The organism is Streptomyces sp. NPDC043853 (assembly GCF_056436025.1).
This window is the reverse complement of the sequence record NZ_JBWKDJ010000001.1, coordinates 111,592-134,813: the sequence shown is the minus strand read 5'-3', so window position 1 is coordinate 134,813 and position 23,222 is coordinate 111,592. Positions and strand designations below refer to the sequence as shown.

14 protein-coding genes and 1 pseudogene are annotated in these 23,222 nt (G+C 72.4%); 12 read left to right on the top strand and 3 right to left on the bottom strand.

The features are described from left to right. Nucleotides 1-17 precede the first annotated feature (17 nt). Complete coding sequence (locus tag AC067U_RS00555) at nucleotides 18-2,135, top strand: NHLP family bacteriocin export ABC transporter peptidase/permease/ATPase subunit (RefSeq protein ID WP_478828245.1); 2,118 nt, start codon at nucleotides 18-20, stop codon at nucleotides 2,133-2,135. Between the two features lies 1 nt (nucleotide 2,136). Beyond that, nucleotides 2,137-5,133 carry an NHLP bacteriocin export ABC transporter permease/ATPase subunit gene (locus AC067U_RS00550; RefSeq protein WP_478827400.1) on the top strand — a complete coding sequence of 999 codons (2,997 nt, stop codon included), beginning with the start codon at nucleotides 2,137-2,139 and terminating at the stop codon, nucleotides 5,131-5,133. A gap of 64 nt (nucleotides 5,134-5,197) precedes the next feature. On the opposite strand, the gene AC067U_RS00545 is transcribed toward AC067U_RS00550, so the two are convergent. Together AC067U_RS00545 and AC067U_RS00540 are read right to left on the bottom strand one after the other, a co-directional pair. Beyond that, nucleotides 5,198-7,015 carry a VanW family protein gene (locus tag AC067U_RS00545; protein WP_478827399.1) on the bottom strand — a complete coding sequence of 606 codons (1,818 nt, stop codon included), beginning with the start codon at nucleotides 7,013-7,015 and terminating at the stop codon, nucleotides 5,198-5,200. A gap of 146 nt (nucleotides 7,016-7,161) precedes the next feature. After that, nucleotides 7,162-7,833: a M15 family metallopeptidase gene (locus tag AC067U_RS00540; protein ID WP_478827398.1), complete on the bottom strand. Its 672-nt coding sequence runs from the start codon at nucleotides 7,831-7,833 to the stop codon at nucleotides 7,162-7,164. Between the two features lie 174 nt (nucleotides 7,834-8,007). Between AC067U_RS00540 and AC067U_RS00535 the strand changes: the two genes are divergently transcribed. The 9 genes and pseudogenes from AC067U_RS00535 to AC067U_RS00495 all read left to right on the top strand — a co-directional run bounded on the left by AC067U_RS00535 (nucleotide 8,008) and on the right by AC067U_RS00495 (nucleotide 20,216). Next, entirely contained in the window at nucleotides 8,008-8,646 is a 639-nt protein-coding gene (locus tag AC067U_RS00535) for a hypothetical protein (RefSeq protein WP_478827397.1), read from the top strand. A 217-nt stretch (nucleotides 8,647-8,863) separates the two neighbouring features. After that, complete coding sequence (locus tag AC067U_RS00530; RefSeq protein WP_478828244.1) at nucleotides 8,864-11,515, top strand: SpoIIE family protein phosphatase; 2,652 nt, start codon at nucleotides 8,864-8,866, stop codon at nucleotides 11,513-11,515. A 104-nt stretch (nucleotides 11,516-11,619) separates the two neighbouring features. After that, nucleotides 11,620-12,501, top strand: a pseudogene (locus tag AC067U_RS00525) (ABC transporter transmembrane domain-containing protein); the annotation flags it as partial. 190 nt (nucleotides 12,502-12,691) lie between these two features. Beyond that, nucleotides 12,692-13,438 carry an ABC transporter ATP-binding protein gene (locus AC067U_RS00520; protein ID WP_478827396.1) on the top strand — a complete coding sequence of 249 codons (747 nt, stop codon included), beginning with the start codon at nucleotides 12,692-12,694 and terminating at the stop codon, nucleotides 13,436-13,438. Then, a complete protein-coding gene (locus AC067U_RS00515) occupies nucleotides 13,435-15,180 on the top strand; it encodes an ABC transporter ATP-binding protein (protein ID WP_478827395.1) in 1,746 nt (581 codons plus the stop codon). The genes AC067U_RS00520 and AC067U_RS00515 overlap by 4 nt, the downstream gene beginning before the upstream one ends. Nucleotides 15,181-15,853: 673 nt before the next feature. Continuing rightward, a complete protein-coding gene (locus AC067U_RS00510) occupies nucleotides 15,854-16,507 on the top strand; it encodes a hypothetical protein (RefSeq protein ID WP_478827394.1) in 654 nt (217 codons plus the stop codon). A gap of 269 nt (nucleotides 16,508-16,776) precedes the next feature. Continuing rightward, entirely contained in the window at nucleotides 16,777-18,351 is a 1,575-nt protein-coding gene (locus AC067U_RS00505; RefSeq protein ID WP_478827393.1) for a DHA2 family efflux MFS transporter permease subunit, read from the top strand. Nucleotides 18,352-18,409: 58 nt separating this feature from the next. Beyond that, a complete protein-coding gene (locus AC067U_RS00500) occupies nucleotides 18,410-19,036 on the top strand; it encodes a TetR/AcrR family transcriptional regulator (RefSeq protein WP_478827392.1) in 627 nt (208 codons plus the stop codon). Nucleotides 19,037-19,205: 169 nt separating this feature from the next. Next, complete coding sequence (locus AC067U_RS00495; RefSeq protein ID WP_478827391.1) at nucleotides 19,206-20,216, top strand: MBL fold metallo-hydrolase; 1,011 nt, start codon at nucleotides 19,206-19,208, stop codon at nucleotides 20,214-20,216. A 79-nt stretch (nucleotides 20,217-20,295) separates the two neighbouring features. Here the strand turns inward: AC067U_RS00495 and AC067U_RS00490 are convergent, their stop codons facing one another. Beyond that, the gene (locus AC067U_RS00490; protein ID WP_478828243.1) at nucleotides 20,296-21,105 is read right to left on the bottom strand and encodes a transposase family protein; all 810 of its coding nucleotides are present in this window, start codon (nucleotides 21,103-21,105) and stop codon (nucleotides 20,296-20,298) included. 601 nt (nucleotides 21,106-21,706) lie between these two features. Between AC067U_RS00490 and AC067U_RS00485 the strand changes: the two genes are divergently transcribed. Continuing rightward, nucleotides 21,707-23,119 carry an aldehyde dehydrogenase gene (locus AC067U_RS00485; protein WP_478827390.1) on the top strand — a complete coding sequence of 471 codons (1,413 nt, stop codon included), beginning with the start codon at nucleotides 21,707-21,709 and terminating at the stop codon, nucleotides 23,117-23,119. Nucleotides 23,120-23,222: the final 103 nt, after the last annotated feature.

The following is a 23,222-nucleotide window of genomic DNA, read 5'->3' as shown; positions in this document are numbered from 1 at the left end:
CCCCCACCGTGCTCCAGATGGAAGCGGTGGAGTGCGGCGCCGCCGCCCTGGCCATGGTGCTCGGCCACCACGGCCGCCACGTCCCCCTGGAGGAGCTGCGCATCTCCTGCGGGGTCTCCCGCGACGGCTCCCGCGCGAGCAACCTGCTCAAGGCCGCCCGCGGGTACGGCCTCCAGGCCAAGGGCATGCAGATGGACCTGGCCGCGCTCGCCGAGGTGCCCGGCCCGGCCATCCTCTTCTGGGAGTTCAACCACTACGTCGTCTACGACGGCATGGGCCGCCGCCTCGGCCGCCGCGGCGCGTACGTCAACGACCCGGGCAAGGGCCGCCGCTTCGTCCCGCTCGAAGAGTTCGACACCGCCTTCACCGGCGTGGTGCTGACCTTCGAGCCGGGCGGCTCCTTCCGCCGCACCGGCCGCCGGCCCGGTGTGCTGGGCGCCGTACCGGGCCGGCTGCGCGGTACCTCGGGCACCATGGCCGCCGCCGTCCTCGCCAGTCTGCTGCTGGTCGCCGTCGGAGCGGCGGTGCCCGCGCTGAGCCGCACGTACATCGACACGTTCCTGATCGGCGAGCGGACCTCCCTGCTGGGCGTGCTGTTCGCGTCCATGGCTCTCGCCCTGCTGCTCACCGCGACCCTGACCTGGATCCAGCAGGCCAACCTGCTGCACGGGCGCGTCATCGCCTCCACCCTGGGCAGCGCCCGCTTCCTGCGGCACCTGCTCCGGCTCCCGGTCACCTTCTACTCCCAGCGCAGCCCGGCCGACCTCGTCCAGCGGCTCCAGTCCAACGACACCGTCGCCGAGACCCTCGCCCGCGACCTGGCCGCCGCGGCCGTGGACGCCGTCGTGGTCGCGCTCTACGCCGTGCTGCTGTGGACGTACGACCCCCAGCTCACCGTCGTCGGCATCGGCATCGCCCTGCTCAACCTGCTCGCCCTGCGGATCGTGGTCCGCCTGCGCGCCACCGGCACCCAGAAGCTGCGCGCCGAGAACGCCCGGCTGACCGACACCTCCTACAGCGGTATCCAGCTCATCGAGACCATGAAGGCCACCGGCGGCGAGAACGCCTTCTTCCGGCGGTGGGCCGGACAGCACGCGGTCACCCTCGACGTGCAGCAGCGGCTCGGCGTGCCCAGCGCCTGGCTGGCCGTCGTGGCCCCCACCCTCGCCGCGCTCAACAGCGCGCTGATCCTGATGATCGGCGGCCTGCGCGCCGTCGAAGGGCACCTGTCCGTCGGTCTGCTCGTCGCCTTCCAGGCCCTGGTGACCGGATTCACCGCCCCCCTCACCCGTCTGAACGGCATCGCCGGCCGGATCCAGGACTTCGCCGCCGACATGGCCCGCCTGCGGGACGTCGAGGGCTTCCCCGTCGACCCGGTCCACTCCCGCCGCGAGCCGCCCGCGAGCACCCGCAGGCTCAAGGGCCACGTCGAACTGGACGGGATCACCTTCGGCTACGGCCCGCTCGACGCACCGCTGCTGAAGGACTTCTCGCTCACCGTCGGCCCCGGGCGGCAGATCGCGCTCGTCGGCGGCTCCGGCAGCGGCAAGTCCACCGTGTCCCGGCTGATCTCCGGGCTCTACGCGCCCTGGGCGGGCACCGTCCGGATCGACGGGATGCGGCCGGCCGACATCCCCCGCGGCGTACTGGCCGCCTCCGTCTCCTTCGTCGACCAGGACGTGTTCCTCTTCGAGGGCACCGTCCGCGACAACGTCGCCCTGTGGGACCCCTCCGTCTCCGACGAGGCCGTCGTCGCCGCGCTCCGGGACGCCGCCGTGTACGAGGTGGTCGCCCGGCGCCCCGGCGGCATCCACAGCCGGGTCGAGCAGGACGGCCGGAACTTCTCGGGCGGTCAGCGCCAGCGGCTGGAGATCGCCCGGGCCCTGGTGCGCGGGCCCAGCGTGCTCGTCCTCGACGAGGTGACCAGCGCCCTGGACGCCGCCACCGAGCAGGTCGTCATCGACAACCTGAGGCGGCGCGGCTGCGCCTGCGTGCTCATCGCCCACCGGCTCAGCACGGTCCGCGACAGCGACGAGATCCTCGTCCTCGACCGCGGCACGGTCGTGGAGCGGGGACGGCACGAACACCTCCTGGCCGCGCGGGGCCGCTACGCCGACCTCGTCAAGGAGCGCTGAGTTGACCACCCCGTACCCCGCCGCGGCCGCGACGCCCGGTGCGCGGCAGGGCGGCCCGGCCCCGGACGCCGTGGTCGCCGCCCTGGGCGGACTCGGCACGCCCGTGGACCACACCGGCCTGCGCAGCCTGCGCCTGGAGGGCCCGCTCGTCCTCTGGCTCGTCGTGGCGGGCGCCCTGGACCTGTTCGCCGTCGACGCCGACCGTGACGGGCACTGGCACTTCCTGGGCCGGCTGGAAGCGGGCGCACTGCTGCAGGGCCCGGTCGAGGGCGCCGGACACACCCTGGCCGGCCGGCCCCTCCCGGGATGCCTGCTGCGCCGCATCGAACTGCGGGAACTGCGACGCCCGGAGCCGGGCGGCCAGTGGCACGAAGGCCAGTGGCACGAAGGCCAGTGGCACGAAGGCCAGTGGTACGAGGGCCAGTGGTACGAGGGCCAGTGGTACGAGGGCCGGCAGTACGAGGGCCAGTGGCACCAGGGCCAGTGGTACGAGGGCCAGTGGGCCGGCCCGGTCGGCGGCGGCGCCCCCAGCCCGCTGGAGCACGCCTTCGCCCTCGGCATCGGCCGCGGCCTGCGCGTGCTCTACCAGGCACCGCTCGGCGGCCCGGCCACGCCCGGCACCGGCCTGCCCGGCCCGGGCGACCCCGCCGACGACGAGGTCCTGTGGATGCGGATCACCCCGGGCGGCGTCCGGTACGGCGCCGCCTGCGAGGCCGAGGCCACCGGGACCCTCCTCCTGGACCCGGAGGTCTGGCAGGGCATGGTCGACCAGCAGTACCGGCTGCTGTACGCCCTGGACGACTGGATCGAAGGGCTGGAGCGCGCCCACGAGGACCGTACGGCGGCCGGTATCGAGGCCGGCCGGGCGGCCCACGCCGAGGCGGACCGGACCCTGCTCTCCGCCATCGGCCGCACCCGCCGGACGCCCCGGCAGGACACCGGCGCCGACGCGGTCCTCGCCGTGTGCCGACTGGTCGCCGACGAGGCCCGCATCACCCTGACCCGACCGAACGGAGCGGTCACCGCGGCCGACGGCACGGACCCCGTCGAACGCATCGCGCTCGCCTCCCGCGTCCGCACCCGCCCCGTCCGGCTGACCGGGCGCTGGTGGCGGGAGAACAGCGGCCCCCTGGTGGGCGCGCGGACGGACGGCACACCCGTGGCCCTGCTGTGGCGGCGCGGCCGGTACCGGGCCGTCGACCCCGCCGGCCGCCCCGAGCCGATCCGCGCCGCCACGGCCGACGCGTACGAACCGCGCGCCGTCATGTTCTACCGCCCGCTGCCCGAAGGCAGGCCCAGGCCCCTGGCCCTGCTGCGCCACAGCCTCCACGGCACCCGGGCGGAACTGCGCGGCCTGCTGCTCGGCGGGCCGGCCGCGGTGCTGCTGGGCGCCCTGGTGCCGGTGGCCACCGGCACCGTGCTCGGCCGGTACGTCCCGGCCGGCGAAACCGGCCTCATCGTGCAGACCACGCTGGCGCTCGTCGCCGCCGCCGTCGTGTCGGCCGCCTTCACGCTGATGCAGAACGTCTCGCTGCTGCGCATGGAGGGCCGGATCGAGGCCACCCTGCAGCCCGCGGTGTGGGACCGCCTGCTGCGGCTGCCGGTGACCTTCTTCGCGGGCCGCTCCACCGGCGAATTGGCCGGCGCCGCCATGGGCATCAGCGCCATCCGCCGGGTGCTGTCCGGCATCGGGCCGGTGTGCCTGCAGGCGGGCACGGTCGGCACCGTCAACCTCGTCCTGCTGTTCCTCTACAGCGTGCCGCTGGCGCTGGCGGCCGTCGGCATGCTGCTCGTCATCGCCGCGGTGCTGCTCGGCCTCGGGTTGTGGCAGCTGCGCTACCAGCGCCGGCTGATCGCCCTCGGCAACGAGCTGGGCAACCGGGCCTTCCAGACCCTGCGCGGACTGCCCAAACTGCGCGTCGCCGCGGCCGAGAGCTTCGCCTACGCCGCGTGGGCACGGGAGTTCGCCCGGAGCAGGGAGCTCCAGCAGCGCGCCGGCCGGATCCAGATCCTGGCCACCGTGCTCGGCGCCGTCCACCTGCCGCTGTGCACACTGGTGATGTTCATGCTGCTGGCCGGCCCGGCCCGGGGCACCATGTCCGCGGGCGGGTTCCTCACCTTCGGTACCGCGGTGACCATGGTGCTGTCCTCGGTCACCCAGCTGACCGGCGCACTCCTCTCGGCCGCCGCCGTACTGCCCCTCTACGAGCAGGTCCGGCCGCTGCTGCGGGCAGACCCCGAAGTCCGCGGATCCAGCACCCCGCCGGGCGTGCTGAGCGGTGAACTGGAGGCCAGGCAGCTGTCGTACCGCTACACCGACGACGGCCCGCTGGTGCTCGACGACGTGAACCTGCGGGTCGGGGCAGGGGAGTTCGTCGCCGTCGTCGGTGCCAGCGGCTGCGGCAAGTCCACGCTGCTGCGGCTGCTCATCGGATTCGACTCGCCCACCGACGGCAGCGTGCTCTACGACGGCCAGGACCTGGCGGCGCTGGACCGGGCGGCCGTGCGCCGCCAGTGCGGCGTGGTCCTGCAGGACGGCCGCCCGCTGCGCGGTTCACTCCTCGACTGCGTCCGCGGGGCCGGGGAGTTCACGCTGGAGGAGGTCTGGGAAGCCGTCGCGATGGCGGGCCTGGCCGAGGACGTCAAGGCCATGCCCATGGGCCTGCACACCATGCTGTCGGACGGCGGGGGCGCGGTCTCCGGCGGCCAGCGCCAGCGCCTGATGATCGCCCGTGCCCTCATCGGCAAGCCGCGCGTGCTCTTCTTCGACGAGGCCACCAGCGCGCTGGACAACGAGGCCCAGCGGGTGGTCATCGAGGCCACCCGCGCCCTGCGCGCCACCCGAGTCGTGATCGCCCACCGGCTGTCCACGATCATGGACGCCGACCGGGTCATCGCCATGGCCGACGGCCGGATCGTCCAGCAGGGCCCCCCGTCCGACCTCCTGGCCGACCCGGAGGGCCTCTTCCACGAACTGGTCCACCGCCAGCTCAGCTGATCCGGCGGCCCGGTCGATCCGCTGGGCCCTCCGGAACGGGCCGAGGTCCTCGGTACGGGGCCCGTCAGGCCCTGGCCGGGGCCACCGTGGCCGAGGACGCGGGAGTGCCGGACGGGGTCGGGGACGGCGTGCCGGACGCTGTGGCCGAAGGCTCGCAGGTGACCTCGTCACGCGGCGTGTAGTGGGTCTCGTAGGTCTCCCGCCGGACCTCCTTGCCACCCTGCACGAACACCCGGTCGACGGCCACGTCGAAGCCCTCCAGCGGCGTCTGGACCTCGCAGGTCGGCCCGGTCCCCGTGCGCTTCGCCGGCGGTACCACGTTCGTCCGCGGCCCCTTGGTCGCCCGGATCTCGTCGTACTTCTTCGTGCCCAGCAGGGTGATGGTCACCGAGGTGTCCGTGGACTGCGCCTGGACGTACAGCGCGTGCCCGGAGTCGTTGCGCCAGCGCAGGTCCAGCGTCCCCCAGGCGACGGTCGCCTCCCGTCCCTCGGGGTACCGCTCGATGTAGAACGAGTGCGCCCCGTGCTCGACCGGCTTGACGCCGGCGAAGAACGCGGCGTTGTACATGGTGGTCGCGACGGCCGAGACCCCGCCGCCGGGCGACTTCACGAACTGCCCGTCGTTGATCATGATGCCGTCGACGAAGCCGTTCTCCTTGGTCCGCTCGCCGACCGTGTCGTTGAAGCTCCAGGTCTCGCCCGGCAGTACCAGGGAGCCGTTCATCAGCTCCACCGCACGCCCCACGTTGGTGGTCCGGTACGGCGCGGCGGGGAACTGGACGGTGAAGGAGGAGACCTTCTCCTTGATGCCGAGCCGCTGCGCCTCCGCGGCGGTCAGCTGCGGCTGGATGCGGGTGGCGGGCAGTTGCCCGGTGCGGGCGGCGGCGCCCGAGCGCGTCAGCAGCGGCATCACGGCGTTCCCGAGGGCCCCTTCGTCGACCCGCAGCCCGGTGCGGGAGTCCGTGGCGACGACGGCGCGGTCCGCGGAGTCGGCGCGGAAGGTGGCGTTGCGGGGCTCCGCGGTGGCCGCGGAGACCTGGCGCGCGACCGCGCCGTCGGCCAGCAGGGCCTTGGAGTCCAGTTCCGGCACGAGCCGGCCCTCGTCGTCGGCCTCGACCTTGAGGTGCTTGCCGAGCACCGTCGGGGTCAGGGATATGGACTTCCCGTCGACGGTGAGGGTGACCGGCGCGGACATGGCCGGTTCGGCGAACTCGCGCATCGCCCGCTCGGTCTCCTGCGCGCCTACGGACGGCGCGGTCCGCTGCACGGGCAGCTCGACCGGGGCCGGGGCGGCGGTGCCCTGCGGGCGCAGGTAGGCGGCGCGGACGGCGTCCGCGGCACGGTCCGCGCGCAGGGCGACGCCCGTGACGGGGGTGGTGGCGCGGGCGGTGCCGTTCTCGAAGGTGACGGCGCCGTCGCGGGCCTGCTGCCCGGCGGCGGCCAGCCGCTTCACCGCGCTCGCGCTCGCGGCCTGGTCCACCCGGACCACCGGCTCCACCTCGCCGCCCTTCTTCGGGGCGACGACCCGGCCGATCACGGAGAACGGTCCGGAGCCGGAGGGCTCGGCGGCCCGCTCCACGGTGGCGGCGGCGTCGAAGGACAGCCCGAAGGAGGCGGGGGAGACCTGCTCGATCCGGTCGCCGATGCGGAGGCTCATCGGCGCGCTGGCCGCGGCACCGAGGCCCCGGTTCAGGGCTTGCTCGGCCTCGGCGCGGCTCAGGCCGCCGATGTCGACGCCGCGTACCGAGGTGCCCTCGGCGACGGTGTCGTCGCCCATGATCAGGCCGGTGGCGTACAGGCCGCCCACTCCGAGCACGGCGGCCCCGCCCACCAGGGGCAGAGCCATCCGCCAGTTGCCCTTCAAGCGGTGTACGCGTCGCATGTCTCTCCCGTGCACTCGGCGTGTCGGCGTCCTTCCGGCGCCACCCAGCATGCGGCAAAACGGACCAAATGGATCAAAAATGTGTGTGTTCTCACGGTCCCGATTCCCGCGCACCGCCCGCTCCCCGCTCGGCGACCGTGCCCCGCTCAGCGCCCGTTCTCCGAGAAGTGCTGGTAGTCCGGCGGGCTCCACCGGCCGCCCCATTCCCAGCCCGCCTCGCGGAAGGCCTCGGCCACGGCGCCGTCCGGCAGGATCACGCCGGGCCGTGCGTCCTTCCGGCGCCCGAGGTGCCCGGCCGCCCCAGGGGGGTGGACGGTGCCGTGCACGTCGACGTACGGGTTCTCGAGGGGGTTGACGTCCACGGCGTCGCCGTACGAGTGCTGCGAGCGGCGGCCGGGGCGGCCCGTCACGGGCCGGCAGTTGTACGCGGAGGTGTTGTCGTCGGCCATCGCGGCCCGGTCGTCGCCCCCGTAGGCCGCCATCGGCCGCATCCGGCGGATGGGGAACCTGGCCTTGAAGGCGCTCTCGAAGGCGTGCAGTACCGGCCGCACCGCGTCCTCGTGGACCACCATCTCCCCGCGGTGGATCTTCCCGTCGAAGCCCCAGTGGTTCATCCGGATCAGCCTCAGCCGGCCGGGCGGGACCGGGCAGCCGGGGTGGTGGCTCGCCCCGAGCCGGTCGGCCGGCACGGGGCCGACCCGGGCGTTGAGGGCGGGTGCCGCCGGTGCTGCCGCGGGTGCGGGGGATCCGGCCGTACACGCCGGGGCGGTCGCGCACAGGAAGGCCGACAGGGCCAGGGCGATCGTGCGCCGGTGCACCTTCCCAACGTAGGGGAAGGTGGATATGTCGACATCCTGGATCCTGTCGCGCCACCCGACCCCCGATGATCATGAAGGCCGGAGCGTCAGGGAGAATGATCGTGACACCAGCGAGCGAGAGCACGCCACGGCCAGTGACAGGACGGCCGGTGACAGGAAGAGGGGGCACTCCCGTTGATCGCGGACGCGGAGAAGCGTGAATACGTACGACCGTTCATGCACATGGGGGAGCGGCTGATCGCGGTGTGCTCCTACGAACTGGGTCCGGGGGTGCCGACCCCACCCGAGTCGCTACTGGCCCCGCCCCAGCCCTCCGAACTCCACCGGCGCATCGAGGAGAAGCTGCCCAGGCCGCTGCGCCGGCTGACCCAGTCCCGGCTGCTCGACCCCCGCCGGTCGCGGCCGGCGGCCGCCGCGAACGCGGTCGACCGTCTGCCGGACGCGGTGGACGACCTCGGTACCCGCCTGATGCACGGCAAGAGCATGGAGGGCGGCTGGCAGAGCGCGGCCGGAGACTTCGTGATCAGCCGCGCCAACTCCCGCGGCTCGGCCACGGGCGGCCTGCTCGCCGTCACCGACCGGCGCTGGCTCGCCCTGGCCGACGTATCGCCGCTGTGGCAGCTCACCCCCGTGATGGACCAGGCGTGGGAGGCGCCCCGGCAGGCCGTGGCCGCCCTGCGCGCCAACCCCAGGGGAGTGCTCCAGAAGGGACGCATGGACATCGAGTTCACGGACGGCTCGTGGGTCGCCCTGCTCGCCTCGGTCCCCGCCCACGCCTCCGCCTTCGCCGCGGAAGCCGCCCGCTACCGCTGACGGCTGCGGATCACTGACGACTCCGGACCGGTGACGGCCTCCGGACCGCCGACCGCCTCCGGATCGGGGAGCCGTCACAGCTCCGGACCGGCGAGCGCCACGGCTCCACCGCCGACCGCCACGGCTCCCCGGCGCGCCCCCGCGCCGGACGGGAGCCATGGCGGCCCGGAAGTGCTACAACTGGGTTCGTGACCCTTACCCGCCACCCGTGCCGGGCATGCCGGTGCGGTCACCTCTAGGCAACAGGTTCAGGAGCGTCGCCGGACAGGTCTTCGTCCTCCAGGTGGCGATCGTGGTGTTGCTCGCCGCCAGCGCCCTGCTGGCCCTCGTCCTCCAGTCGCGACACGACAGTGACCGCGAGGCGCGCAACCGGTCGGTCTCCGTCGCCGAGACCTTCGCCCACTCCCTGGGCCTGCAGGACGCGCTCCGGACCACGAACCCGTCCTCCGTGCTGCAGCCGTTGGCCGAGAGCACGCGCAAGGCCGCCGGGGTGGACTTCATCGTGGTGATGGACACCAACGGCATCCGCTACAGCCATCCCCAGCCCGACCGCATCGGAAAACGCTTCGTCGGCACGATCGAGCCCTCCCTCCAGGGCAAGGTCCACACCGAGAGCGTCAAGGGCCCGCTGGGCAAGGAGATCCAGGCGGTGGTGCCGGTCCGCTCGGAGGACGGCGAGGTCGTGGCGCTGGTCTCGGCGGGCATGACGGTGAAGAACGTGACCGGGGTCGTCAACCGCCAGCTGCCCGTCATCCTCCTGGCCATCGCCACCGGCCTGGCCCTGGCCACCATCGGCACCGCCCTGATCAGCAGACGCCTGCGCCGGCAGACCCGCGGTCTCGGTCCGCAGGAGATGACCCGGATGTACGAGCACCACGACTCGGTGCTCCATTCCGTCCGCGAGGGCGTCCTCATCACGGACCGCGGCGGGCGGCTCCTGCTCGCGAACGACGAGGCCAAACGCCTCCTCGGGCTGCCCGAGGACGCCGAAGGGCGCAAGATCGGCGACGTACCGGGCCTGGACAGCAAGATGGCCGAGCTGCTGCTGTCGGGCCGTACGGCCACCGACGAGGTGCTGGAGAGCGGGGACCGGCTGCTCGTGGTCAACCAGCGGCCCACCCACACCCGGGGCCGCGCCGAGGGCAGTGCCGTCACCATCCGTGACTCCACCGAGATGCAGGTCCTGACCAGCCGGGCGGAGGCGGCCCGCCGGCGCCTGAAACTGCTGTACGACGCGGGCGGCGACATCGGAACCACCCTGGACGTGGTCCGGACGGCCGAGGAGCTCGCCGACGTCGCCGTCCCCCAGTTCGCCGACTACGTCACGGTGGACCTGGCCGAACCGGTGCTCAAGGGCGACGAACCGGGACCGGGCGCCGACATGCGGCGCACCGCGGTCAGCGGCGTCCGCTCCGACGCCCCGTTCTACCCCCTCGGCCGGCTGATCGACTTCCTGCCCTCGACCCCGCAGGCGCGCGGCTACGGCACCGGCCGGGCCGAACTGGTGACCGACCTGTCGGACGCGCCGGGCTGGCACGCACAGGACCCGCCCCGGACCCGGGCCATCGTCGACTACGGCATCCATTCGCTGATCGCCGCACCGCTCGCCGCCCGCGGGGTCGTCCTCGGCGTGGTCAACTTCTGGCGGTCCGAGAAGCCGGAGCCCTTCGACGAGGACGACCTGTCCCTGGCCGTGGAACTCGTCGCCCGGGCCGCGGTCAGCATGGACAACGCCCGCCGCTACACCCGCGAGCACGCCCTGGCCGAGACGCTCCAGCGCAGCCTGCTGCCCCGGGCCCTGCCCGAACAGAGCGCCGTGGACATGGCCCACTTCTACCTCCCCGCGCAGTCCGGGGTGGGCGGCGACTGGTTCGACGTGATCCCGCTGCCCGGCAGCCGGGTCGCCCTGGTGGTCGGGGACGTCGTCGGGCACGGCCTGCACGCCGCGGCCACCATGGGGCGGCTCCGCACCGCGGTGCACAACTTCTCCTCCCTGGACCTGCCGCCCGACGAGATCCTCGCCCGGCTGGACGACCTCGTGCAGCGCATCGACCACGACCGCGACGAGGGCAGCAGCGACGCGACCGGCGGGGTCCTCGGCGCGACCTGCCTGTACGCCGTCTACGACCCGGTGTCCCGGCTCTGCACGATGGCGCGGGCGGGCCACCTGCCGCCCCTGCTGGTCGCTCCCGACGGCGCCACGGAGATCCTCGAGCTGCCGGCCGGGCCCCCGCTCGGGCTGGGCGGCATGCCGTTCGAGAACGTGGAGATGACCCTGACGGAAGGCAGCCAGCTCGTCCTCTACACGGACGGGCTGGTCGAGCAGCGCACCCGGGACATCGGCGAGGGACTGGAACGGCTGCGCGCCGCGCTGAGCGCCCCCGACCGGGACCCGCACGAGAGCTGCCGCGCCGTGCTCGACCTGCTGCTGCCGCACCGGCCGGCCGACGACGTGGCCCTGCTCATCGCCCGGACCCGGACACTGGGCCCGGACCGGGTCGCGGAGTGGGACGTGCCGTTCCACCCGAGCGAGGTCGGCACCGTACGCAACGCCGCGGCGAAGAAGCTCGACGAGTGGGGCCTGACCGAACTCGGCTTCGCCACCGAACTCATCCTGAGCGAGCTGGTCACCAACGCCCTGCGGCACGGCGGCGAACCGGTACGCGTCCGCCTCCTCCACGACCGCACCCTGACCTGCGAGGTGTGGGACGGCAGCAACACCGCCCCGCACCTGCGCTACGCCGCCACCACCGACGAGGGCGGCCGCGGCCTCTTCCTGGTGGCCCAGCTCAGCGAGCGCTGGGGCACCCGCTACACCCCCCAGGGCAAGGTCATCTGGGCGGAACAGGAACTCCAGAACCCCTTCTGACCCCGCGTCGCCCCCGCCCGCACCCTCCGCGCCCGGACGGTGGTTCATGGCCCCGGACCGCGCTACCGTGATATCGGAACGCGTTTCGAAATTAAGGGGAGGCCATGAGCACGATCTGTCCCGCCGAGGCGGAGGAGCAGTCCACGCCGTCACCGGACCCCGGTTTCGCAGCGGAAGGGAGAGCCCTGGAGCGACTGCTGCGCCCACACGCGTGGAGCTTCACGACCGTGGTGCTCCTCCAGGTCATCGGCACGCTCGCGGGCCTGGCACCGCTGCTCGCAGTCGCGGAACTCGGCCGTACGCTGCTCGGACCGGGCCCGGTGGACCGTGGCCACGTGTGGTTCGCCGTGACCGCGGGGGCGATCGGCCTGTCCGTCCGCCTCGTCCTCACGGCCGCGTCCTCGGGCCTCGGGCACGTCCTCGACGGAAGGGTCCAGCTGGCCTTCCGCCGACAGCTCGCCGAGCGGCTCGGCAGGGTCCCGATCGGCTGGTTGTCCCACCGCCGGACCGGCGAACTGACCAAGGTGGTGGGGGAGGACGTCAGCACGGTGCACCCCTTCATCGCCCACACCCCCGGTGAGCTGGTCTCCGCCTTCGTCGTCCCCCTGGCCTCGCTGGTCTACCTGCTCACCGTCGACTGGCCGCTCACCCTGATCACGCTCGTGCCGGTGACGTCGGCCGTGGCACTGGTGCCGCTGATGATGACGCCGGCCCGGACGCGCGAGCAGGAGGAGTTCGACGCGGCCATGGGCCGGATCACGGGCTCCGTGATCGAGTTCGTCCAGGGCATCGCGGTGGTCAAGGCCTTCGGCGGAGGCCGCCGCGCCCACCGCGCCTTCCTCGCCTCCGCCGACGAGTTCGCCACCACGTTCCACCGGTGGGTCCACGGCATCGCCGGGATCGCCGCCGCCATGCAGCTGGTGCTCTCGCCGCCCTTCGTGCTGCTGGTCGTCCTCATCGGCGGCACGTACCGGATCACCGGCGGTGACCTGGCCCCCGCCGACCTGCTGCCCTTCCTCCTCCTCGGACTGGGCCTGACCGCCCCGGTCGCGGCCCTCGGCCACGGATTCGACGAGATGCGGGCCGCCGGCCGCGCCGTCCGCCGGATCCGCGACGTGCTCGCGGTCCCCTTCCCTCCCCGAGCCCGCGCACCCGGTCGCACCGCACGGCCACCGCGTGGAACTGCGCGAGGTCCGCTTCTCCTACGAACCCGGCCACGAGGTCCTGCGCGGAATCGACCTGGTGCTGGAGCCGGGCACCGTCACCGCGATCGCCGGACCTTCGGGAAGCGGCAAGTCCACCCTCGTCCGGCTGCTGCCGCGGTTCTTCGACCCGACCCACGGATCCGTCCTCCTCGGAGGCGTGGACCTGCGCGAACTCGGCAGCCACGCGCTCCACCGGACGGTCTCCTTCGTCTTCCAGGACGTCCGCCTGCTGCGCGCCCCGGTCGCCGAGAACATCGCGCTGGCCGTACCGGACGCCGGCCGTGAGGACGTGGTCCGCGCCGCCCGCCTCGCCCACGTCCACGACCGGATCCTCGAACTCCCGCACGGCTACGACACCGTGATCGGGGACGACACCGGTCTGTCCGGCGGCGAGGCGCAGCGCATCTCGCTCGCCCGCGCCCTGCTCGCCGACACCCCCGTCCTGGTGCTCGACGAGGCGACCTCCTTCGCCGACCCGCAGACCGAACGGGCCGTACGCCAGACCCTGGCGGCCCGGGCAGAAGGCCGCACCACCCTGGTCATCGCCCACCGCCCGGAGACGATCGCGGACGCCGACACCGTCGTCATGCTGGACCTCGGCACGATCTCCGAACAGGGCACCCCCGCCGAACTCCTCGCGCGGGGCGGCAGGTTCGCCGCGTTCATGGAGTCCCGGATCCAGCACAGCGGCATCCCGCGAGGAGACGAGTCCCGATGATCCGTACGCTGCTGAGCGTCCTGGGACGCGACTACGCCCGGCCGTTACGACGCACCGTGGCCCTCGTGACGATGACCGCCGTCGCCGAGGGCCTCTCCTACGCCCTGCTGGTCCCCGTCCTCCGGGAACTGCTCGGGGGCACCCCCGACGACGCACGGCCCTGGCTGATCGCCTTCGGCGGCGCCATCGCGCTCCACTCCGCCCTGCGCTACACCGCCGACCTGTCCGGCTTCCACGTCGGGACCGACCTGCTGCGCGGCATGTACCACCGGCTCGGTGACCACCTCGCCCGACTGCCCATCGGCTGGTACACCGCCCGCCGCCTCGGCGAGCTGTCCGTCCTGGCCGGCCGCGGTGTCCTCCAGGCGATGAGCGTGATCGCCCATCTGCTGGCCCCGTTCATCACGGCCGTGGTGACCCCCCTGACCATCGTCGCCGTGATCCTCTTCCTCGACTGGCGGATGGGGCTGGCCGCGCTGATCGCCGTACCTGCCGTGGCGGTCGTGCAGATCTGGACCGGACGCCTCACCTCCGCCGCCGACGCCGAACGCGCCGTACGCGAGGAGGAAGCCACCGGACGGGTCATCGAATACCTCCAGGCCCAGCCCGTCCTGCGGGCCGGCGGCCGGACGGCGGAACGCTTCGCCCTGCTCGACGACGCACTGAAGGAGGCCGAGCGCACCTCTCGCCGCTCCACCCTCTCGCACCTCCCCGGTGCCGTCGGCCTCGCCCTCACCGTCCAGGCGGTGTTCACCGCACTGCTGTTCCTGGCCGCCCACCTCGCGCTCGACGGGACCCTCGGTGCGGCGGAGACCCTCACCATCCTGGTGCTGGCGGCCCGCTCCGCGGACCCGCTGCTCTCCCTCACCGACATCAGCGGCAAGCTCCGCGCCGCCCGCGCCGTCCTCGCCAAGCTCGACGCGGTCCTGCGCACCGACCCGCTGCCCGAGCCCGACCGCCCGGTCCGCCCCGACCGCCACGACCTGGAACTCGACCGCGTCACCTTCCGCCGCGGCGGCCGCACGGTCCTCGACGGAGTCTCCCTCTCCCTCCCGCAGGGACGGCGGCTGGCCGTCGTCGGACCCTCGGGTGCGGGCAAGAGCACCCTGCTCCAACTCCTCGCACGCTTCCACGACGTGGACGCCGGCGCGGTGCGGATGGGCGGCGTGGACGTCCGCGACATCGACCCCGAGGTGCTGATGGCGCAGATCTCCATCGTTCCCCAGGACGTCTACCTCTTCGACGGCACCATCGAGGAGAACGTACGCCTGGGCCGGCCCGACGCCACCGAAGCCGAGGTCCGCGCGGCGGCCTCCGCCGCCCGCCTGGACGAGGTCGCCGAGCGCCTGCCCGACGGATGGGCGGCCCGCGTCGGCGAAGGCGGCACCCTGCTCTCGGGCGGCGAACGCCAGCGGGTCTCGCTCGCCCGCGCCCTGTTGAAGAACGCCCCCGTCGTGCTGCTCGACGAGGTCACCTCGGCCCTGGACCCGGTGAACGAAGCGGCCGTCCACGAGGGCATCGAACGCCTCATGGCCGGCCGCACCGTGGTCACGGCAGCCCACCGCCTCCACACCGTCCGGCACGCCGACCACGTGCTCTTCCTCGACGGCGGCCGGATCGTGGAGGAAGGCACCCACGAGGCCCTGCTGAGCCGCGGCGGCCGCTACGCCGAGTTCTGGAACCTCAGCATGGCGCCGGCAGCGGCCGACCGAGGGCCCGGGGGCGGCGCGCCCACTCCCTGACGGCCTGCCGGAGAACCGCCGCCGTCGCGTCGACGACGCGACGGCGGCGGTTCTCCGTGTCCGACCGCGAGCGAGGCGGGGCAGGGCCGGCGGCCCGACGGTGGGCGGCGCCGGGGGAGCGATCCCGCCAAGGTCCACGTTTTACGCCGGTCGCACGCAGGCTGCCGGATCCTCTGGTATGTGCTCGGTCGTAGCTCCGGGTGCGGCCGGGCGGGAACGCGGGTCGGCAGGCGACACGAGCACGATTCGGGAGATCGTCCGGTGGAGATAGCCTGTCATGTGCGCGATAATCGCACGCGTCGACAGGGATTCTTCAGCACCACATCCGAGCCAGCTGGGGATGCGTGATGCGAGCACCGACCCGCGTGATGCGAGTACCACCCGACACAGGTCAGGCGCGCCGGTCAGCAGGTAGCTCCCGCAGCCTCCCGGGAGGAATCCCCGATCCCGGACCGGTCCCTCTGGATGAGGACCCTCCCCTACGCGGGTGAGCCGCCGGGGGCCGGATCCGGACGACCTCGGTGCCGGCCGTTTCGTACGACACACCACCGTCAGACCGCCGGTCCCGTGCACGGGACCGTGGGCGGTGGCGCCGGCACCGTGGTGCCGGCGACCAGGGGGCATTCAACCAGGTTCGCAGATCCGGACACTGATCCCGCAGGGCTCGACCTGTGTGATCGTCACGGGCCGCCGGCCGCAGCGCGGCCTCGTCGCCCGCTGCGGCGCTCATCGCATCAGCCTCAAGCCACTGGACCCGGACACGGCCGCGGAGTTGCTCGTGCGGCTGCTCGGCGGGGAGACGGTGCGGGGGAGCCGCGAGGCCATCCACCGCCTCGTCGAGCAGTGCGGGTACCTCCCGCTGGGCATCCGCATCACCGCGGCCGCACTGCTGGAGGACCCCTACGCGTCCCCGGAGCGGCTGGCCGCGCTGTACGAGGATCCGGCCACCCGGCTGGACCTGCTGGCCGTGGCGGGTGACGAGGGCATGAGCGTCCGGGCGGCGCTCCGGGCGAGCTACCGCAGCCTGCCGGAGAAGACCGCGAGGCTGTTCCGGCTGCTGAGCGCCGTCGGTCTGGAGGCCATCGGACTGCCGGAGAGCGGCGGTGTGCCCGGCGTCCAGAGCTCCGAGGTGATGACCCACCTGGAACTGCTGGCCGACCTCGGCCTGTTGGAGCGGAGCGGCGCCGGCAGCTACCGGTTCCGCGAGCTGATCAGGGCGTACGCGGAGGAGATGGCGGAGGCGGAACAGGATCCCCGCCTGCCGCGCGCGGTGCGCAGGATCCCGGCCGCGCCGCCGCCCGGCTACGGGAACCTGCGCACCGGCTGAGGACCGGTCATCCGTCCTCTCCCGCAGGGGTGGGGGAGGGCGGCCCGGCTTCGCTCCGCGGGGGCCGGGCTCGCCGTGCGGTGGTGCGCGCCGGGATGCCGTGCCGTGGGCGCGCGCGGGCGTCCTGGGGGCGCGCGCCGTCCCCTCGCCGTGATCACCCGAACGGCTGAAATCCGCCCCTAGCCCGGAGTTAGGGGGTGCCGGGTCCGCACGGCCGTGCTTTGATACGGAACAGTCTCGTATCAAAACTCTGGAAAGGGGGAGGCTCCATGTCCGCATCCGCAGTCTGGAGTAGCCCGAAGCGCTGGTGGGCACTTGCCGTTCTCGTGATGTGCGTGCTGGTCAACGGCCTGGACGCAACCATCCTCTATGTCGCCATGCCCGAACTCGTGGACGCGTTAGGCGCGTCGAATTCCGATCTCCAGTGGTTCCACAACGCCTACACCCTGGTGTTCGCGAGCCTGATGCTGCCGTTCGGTGTCCTCGCAGACCGTATCGGGCGCAAGCGCCTCCTGCTGGTGGGTCTGGCGGTCTTCGGCATCGCCTCGGCCTACGCGATGATGGTCGACAGCTCCGGTGAACTGATCCTCGGCCGGGCGCTGATGGGCCTGGGCGCGGCCATCGTCACGCCGGTGTCCCTGGCCATGCTGCCCGTACTGTTCGCCCCTCAGGAGCGTGCGCGGGCCCTGGCCATCTGGTCGGCGGGGGTCGCACTGGGCCTGCCGATCGGGCCGCTGGCCGGCGGCTGGCTGCTGGAGCACTTCTGGTGGGGGTCGGTCTTCCTGATCAACATCCCGATCCTGGCCGTGGCCATGGTGGCCGGCTTCCTGCTGTTCCCGGAGCACCGCGGGGTCCGCGAGCACGCGTTCGACTGGCAGGGCGCGGTCCTCTCGGTCGCCGGGCTCGGCGCGCTCACCTTCGCCCTGACCCGGGCCACGGAGGAGGGCTGGCTGAGCACCGACACCCTGGGCGGCTCGGCGATCGGCGTGGTGCTCCTGATCCTCTTCGTGGTGCGCGAGCGCAGTACGCCGCACCCGCTGCTGGACGTGCGGAGCTTCGGCAACCGGCACTTCGGGGCCTCCGTCGTGGCCCTGCTGCTCGTGCACTTCGCGATGACCGGATTCCTGTTCATGCTCAGCCCCTACCTGCAGGCCGTCCTCGGGAACTCCTCGCTGGGCACCGGTGTGCGGATGCTTCCCGTCGTGCTCGCCGTCATGGTCGGCGCGGGCACCGCGGAGCGGCTCGCCCCGCGCGTGGGGCCGCGCGGTCCGGTGACGGCAGGGCTGCTGATGATGGCCGCCGGACTGCTGATCTTCTCCACCACCGACGTCGATTCCAGCGAGACCGCCGTCGCCGTCTGCCAGTTGCTGCTCGGCGTGGGCATCGGGCTCACCCTGGCCATCGCCATGCACACCGCCCTGTCCACCGTCTCCGACGACAAGTCGGGCGAAGCGTCCGGTGCCACCAGCGCCTTCCGGCAGGTCGGCGGTGTGATCGGAGTGGCGGTGCTCGGCAGCGTCCTGGGCACGGCCTACCGCGACGACATGGAACCGGCCGTCGGGGGCCTGCCGGAGGAGGCCGCCGACGCGGCCAAGGACACCGTCGGCGCCGCCCTGCACGTCGCGGACATGGCCGGTCCCAAGGGCCAGGCGCTCGCCGAGGCCGCCCGTCAGGCGTACGTGGACAGCATGGACGTGGCGCTCATCGGCGGTGCGGTGGTGCTGTTCGCCCTCGCCGCGGTGGTCTTCGCCTGGATGCCCGCCAGGAGCGCCGGCCACGGCGCCGCCCACACCCGGGCCGGTTCGTCCGGCTCCTCCGCACCCGCCGCCGAGCGCGTAGGATGAGTCATTCGGAACGTACTTGGTCTACCACGGTGGGCATACCGAGAGGCTGACGGGACACATGTACGAGACGCGTGAAGGCCGACAGACCGCAACCCGCCCCGTGGGGCGGCCTCGCAGCCGCCACGCGGACACCGCGATCCTCCAGGCCACGGTCACCGTGCTGGGCGAATCCGGGTTCCATGGCCTGACGATGGACCAGGTCGCCCGGCGGGCCGGAGTGGGTCGCGCCACCGTCTACCGGCGGTGGCGGTCGAAGGAAGAAATGATCATCGGCGCGCTGGACACGCTGATGGCCGACTTCGACGTGGAGGCCACCGGTGACCTCCACCAGGACCTGTTCGCCATGACCTGCTGGCTCCGGGACGGCCTGCTGAACGCCCCCGAGGGACGGCTGCTGCCGCACCTCGCCGCACAGGCCGTCAGCGACCCGAACTTCCCCTCCAGCCACATGGACACCTGGGTCTGCCCCTGGCGTGACGCGGTCGAGGCCGTCCTCACCGGCGGCCGTGAGCAAGGCCTGGTCCGCCAGGACGTCAACCTGACCGGCATCGTCGACATGCTGGGCGGTGTGGTGATCCTGCGCCTGTTCCTGGGACACGGCCGCCCGCTGCCCGACGAGCAGATCCGGGACATGATCGACGCGGTTCTCGGCGGCGCACTCGTCCGTGGAGCCGCAACCGTCTGAACAACCCCTGGGCCGTGTCGTCGAAGTCCGCCCGGCCCGACACCACTTCGACGACGCTCCCCAGCGCACCAACGCCACCGGCCCCGCCCGCCTCCGCCGCGCAGCCCCGCTGCCGCGCCCTGGGCCGGGGCCGGCCGCCGTCCTGCGCCCTGACGAACGGAGACCTCCCATGACCGCGTACGCCCGCCCGCCGCTGTCCGCGCCGCGCCGGCTCGGCGAGATCCGGAGCTGGCCCGCCTCCTTCGCCGACCGGCTCACCTCCCCGCTGCCCGGCGTGAGCGACTTCGTCCGCCTCGCCCTGCGCGGGCAGCGGCTGAGGCCCTCCGCCAAAGCCCTCTCCCAGATCGCCGACCTGCCCCTGGACCCCGGACCGGTGCCCGAAGCGGGGCCCGGCGACCTCGCCCTCACCTGGGCCGGGCACGCCAGCTGCATCGTCCGGATCGGAGGCCTGACCGTCCTGACCGACCCGGTCTGGTCCAGGCGGATCGTCGGCACCTCCGACCGGATCACCCCGGTCGGGGTTCCCTGGCGGGACCTCCCGCACGTCGACGCCGTCGTCATCAGCCACAACCACTACGACCACCTGGACAGCGACACCCTGCAGCGGATGCCCCCGGACACCCTGCTCCTCGTCCCGGCCGGGCTCGGCTCCTGGGTCCGCCGCCGGGGCTTCACCGACGTCACCGAACTCGACTGGTGGGAGGCAGTGGAACTGCCCGGACCGGCCGGCCCGGTCCGCTTCGACTTCGTGCCCTCCCACCACTGGAGCCGGCGCGGACTGACCGACACCTGCCGCAGCCTGTGGGGCGGCTGGATGATGAGCGCGCCGGACGGCCGCCGAGTCCACTTCGCCGGCGACACCGGATACGGCCACTGGTTCGGCGAGATCGGTGCCCGCTACCCGGGCATCGATCTGGCCATCCTCCCCATCGGCGCCTACGAGCCGCGCTGGATGCTCGCCCCCGTCCACACCTCCCCGGAGGAGGCCGTACGGGCCTGCGAGGACATGGGGGCCCGGATCATGGCGCCCATGCACTGGGGGACCTTCCTCCTCTCCGCGGAGGCGCCCCTGGAACCCCTGCACCGGGTCCGGGACGCCTGGGCGGCCACCGGGCGGCCCCGGCAGGACCTGTGGGACCTGGCCATCGGCGCCTCGGCGGTGCTGCCCGCCGGCGCATAGCCGACGGCCAGCGCGCGTCCAGACGAGATGAAGACCTTCTACAGAAGGCCCGTACAGACTGAGGTTTTCTCAGCGGTGATCACTTCCAGATTCCGTTGAGGACGAGGGTGGCTCGGGCGATGTCGCCGATCCGGCTGGGGCTGAGCGTGACGTGTTGCAGGGTGCGCCAGCGCTGCTTGAGTTCTGCAGCGGTGCGCTCGCCCAGGGCGCGGACGTGCCGCAGCAGAGTGTTGAACAACCGGGTGTCGACGTGAAGTGCCTGTTCAGACTTCCCCTTTGGGCGACGGACGGGGATCAGGATGCCGATGCCCGCGCCGATGTAACCCTTGTCGGCGAGGGTCGGCAGGCCATCGGCGGCCGCCTTGTAGAGCGCGGGCAGGGCGTGGATCCGGGCGGCGGTGATGTCGGGGGTGGAGCCGGGCTCGACGTCGGAGACCCACCGTGGGGTGCCGTCGGGTGCGGACACGAACTGGATTTTGCCGCCGAACGCCTTGTGTTTCTGACTGAACCACAGGTCGTTGCCGTTCTCGCGGACACCGGCGAGGCGGTCGGATTCGATCAGTGTGCCGTCGAGGATCACGTGTGTCATACCCTCGCGCTGGCACCGGTTCAGGACGTCGTGCAGGTCGGGGGTCTGGTCGGCGAGGACGTCGATGCCCTCGTGCAGGTAGCGGTAACCGGTGGCCTGCGAGACACCGGCGTCACGGGCCAGGCAGTGCACGCAGCCTCGCTCGCGGAACCAGCGCAGTACCAGCACGGCCTGCCGAAACGGGCCGAGCGCCCGGGAGCGCTTCGGGGTGCCGATCCGTCGCCGGTGGGCGGCCAGCAGGCGGGCGAGGAACTCGACGACGTGGCGCGGGACGTCGAGCGTGGCAGCGTAGGTGACCAACGTGAGGCCTCTGGTTGCTACGGACATGATCTTGGCAGACCTGTCCTACCAGGGGCTTCACGCCTTCCTACCGCCAGGTCCCCGCCTGCCCGATCCATACCCGCCCGGGTACTTCACACAGCTTCTCGAAGATCATTCCGCTGAGGCAACCTCAGTGCTCGCCACGTACAGACTGCCGAGGACACGACCTCTTCAGATCGCGTGTGCTTGCCACTGTCGGGACGAGGCGTCCATGACGAAGAGGCATGGAGTCTCACTGTCCGTCGCACATCGCGAGCGCAGGCCAGGCCCCGTTCATCGATCAGCGTACGGTTAATAGGGGCGGCGGACGTGTGGGCTCGCCGTCTGAGAGTGGGGCAGCCAGTGTGAAGCCGTCCGGCCACGAGCGCGACACCGATGCGGGTCTTCGTCCGGCAAGGCCTGGTGAAGTGGGTCGGGTAGGCGCCGAGATCCGGACTGCTTGGGCATTCAACCGACACGAAATGCGGGCCAGGGCCGTGACGCCCGTACCCGTCGGAAAATCGGGAGGTCAGCGATGTCCGCGCATGCGATCATCCAAGCCTCAGACCTCGTACGGGACCACCTCTTCATCGGCGGCGACATGGTCGAGCCGGAGGCCGACGACCGGATCGAGATCATCTCTCCGGCCACCGAGGAGCCAATCGGATCGGCCCCATCCTCGACGCCCGCCGACGTGGACCGGGCCGTCCGCGCGGCCCGGGCCGCCTTCGACGACGGACCGTGGCCACTCATGTCGCCCCAGGAGCGTGCCGACGCGCTGGAGCCCTTCACCGACCATCTCCGCTCGCGCGTCCCGCAGATCGCTCAGCTCATCACCGAGGAGATGGGCTCGCCGATCACCTTCTCCAATCAGCTCCAGGCACCACTTCCCGTGATGCTCCTCGACTACTTCCGAGGGCTTGCCGCGACCTTCCCGTTCGAAGAGGACCGCGCGGGCCTTACCGGACCGGTACGGATCCTCAGGGAACCGACGGGCGTCGTCGGGCAGATCGTGCCGTGGAACGTCCCGCTCATCCTCACGATGGTGAGCCTCGCCCCGGCGCTGGTCGCCGGCTGCACCGTGGTGCTCAAGCCCGCGCCCGAGACGCCGCTCGACGCGTACCACCTTGCCGATGCCGCGGTGGAAGCCCAGCTGCCTCCGGGCGTCCTGAACGTCGTGCCGGCCGACCGGCCGAGCAGCGAGGCGCTGGTCCGCCACCCGCTGGTGGACAAGATCAGTTTCACCGGCAGCTCTGCCACGGGACGACGGGTCGCCGCTTTGTGCGGCGAGCAGTTCAAGCGGGTCACCCTCGAATGCGGCGGGAAGTCCCCCGCCATCATCCTCGACGACGCCGACCCCGATAGCGTCGTGCCAAACCTCATGCCATTCGCGATCATGATGTCCGGCCAGCAGTGCCTGGCGCAGACCCGGATCCTCGCTCACCGCAGCCGATACGGTCAGGTCGTCGACGCGCTCACTCAGGCCGCCGCCGAGCTGACGGTGGGCGATCCGCGTGATCCTGCCACCGAGGTCGGCCCGCTGGTGGCGGAACGCCAGCGGCAGCGGGTGGAGGACTACATCGCCAGTGGGCGACAGGAGGGTGCGACGATCACCGTGGGTGGCGGACGGCCGTCAAGCCAACCGAAGGGCTGGTACGTCGAGCCGACGATCTTCGCCGACGTCTCCAGCTCCATGCGCATCGCCCAGGAGGAGATCTTCGGCCCCGTACTCGTCGTGATCCCGTTCGACGACGACAACGACGCCGTCCGTATCGCCAACGACTCGAAGTACGGCTTGTCGGGAAGCGTCTGGAGCCCCGACCAGGACCGCGCCATGCGGATCGCCCGCCGAGTACGCACGGGAAGCCTGACACTCAACGGCTACCGGATCGAATTCGCCGCACCCTTCGGCGGCTACAAGGAGTCCGGGATCGGTCGTGAGTTGGGACCCGAGGGGCTCAGCTCCTTCCTCGAGTACAAGACGATCAACCTCCCCGACGGAGCAGCCCACTGAGGTTGCCTCAGTGAAAGGATCTCCGCGAAGGCGGTGTGAAGCGCTCAGGCCTGCGGATCGTTGAGAAAACCTCACTGACAACGCCGTTCCGCCCAGGGGGCGA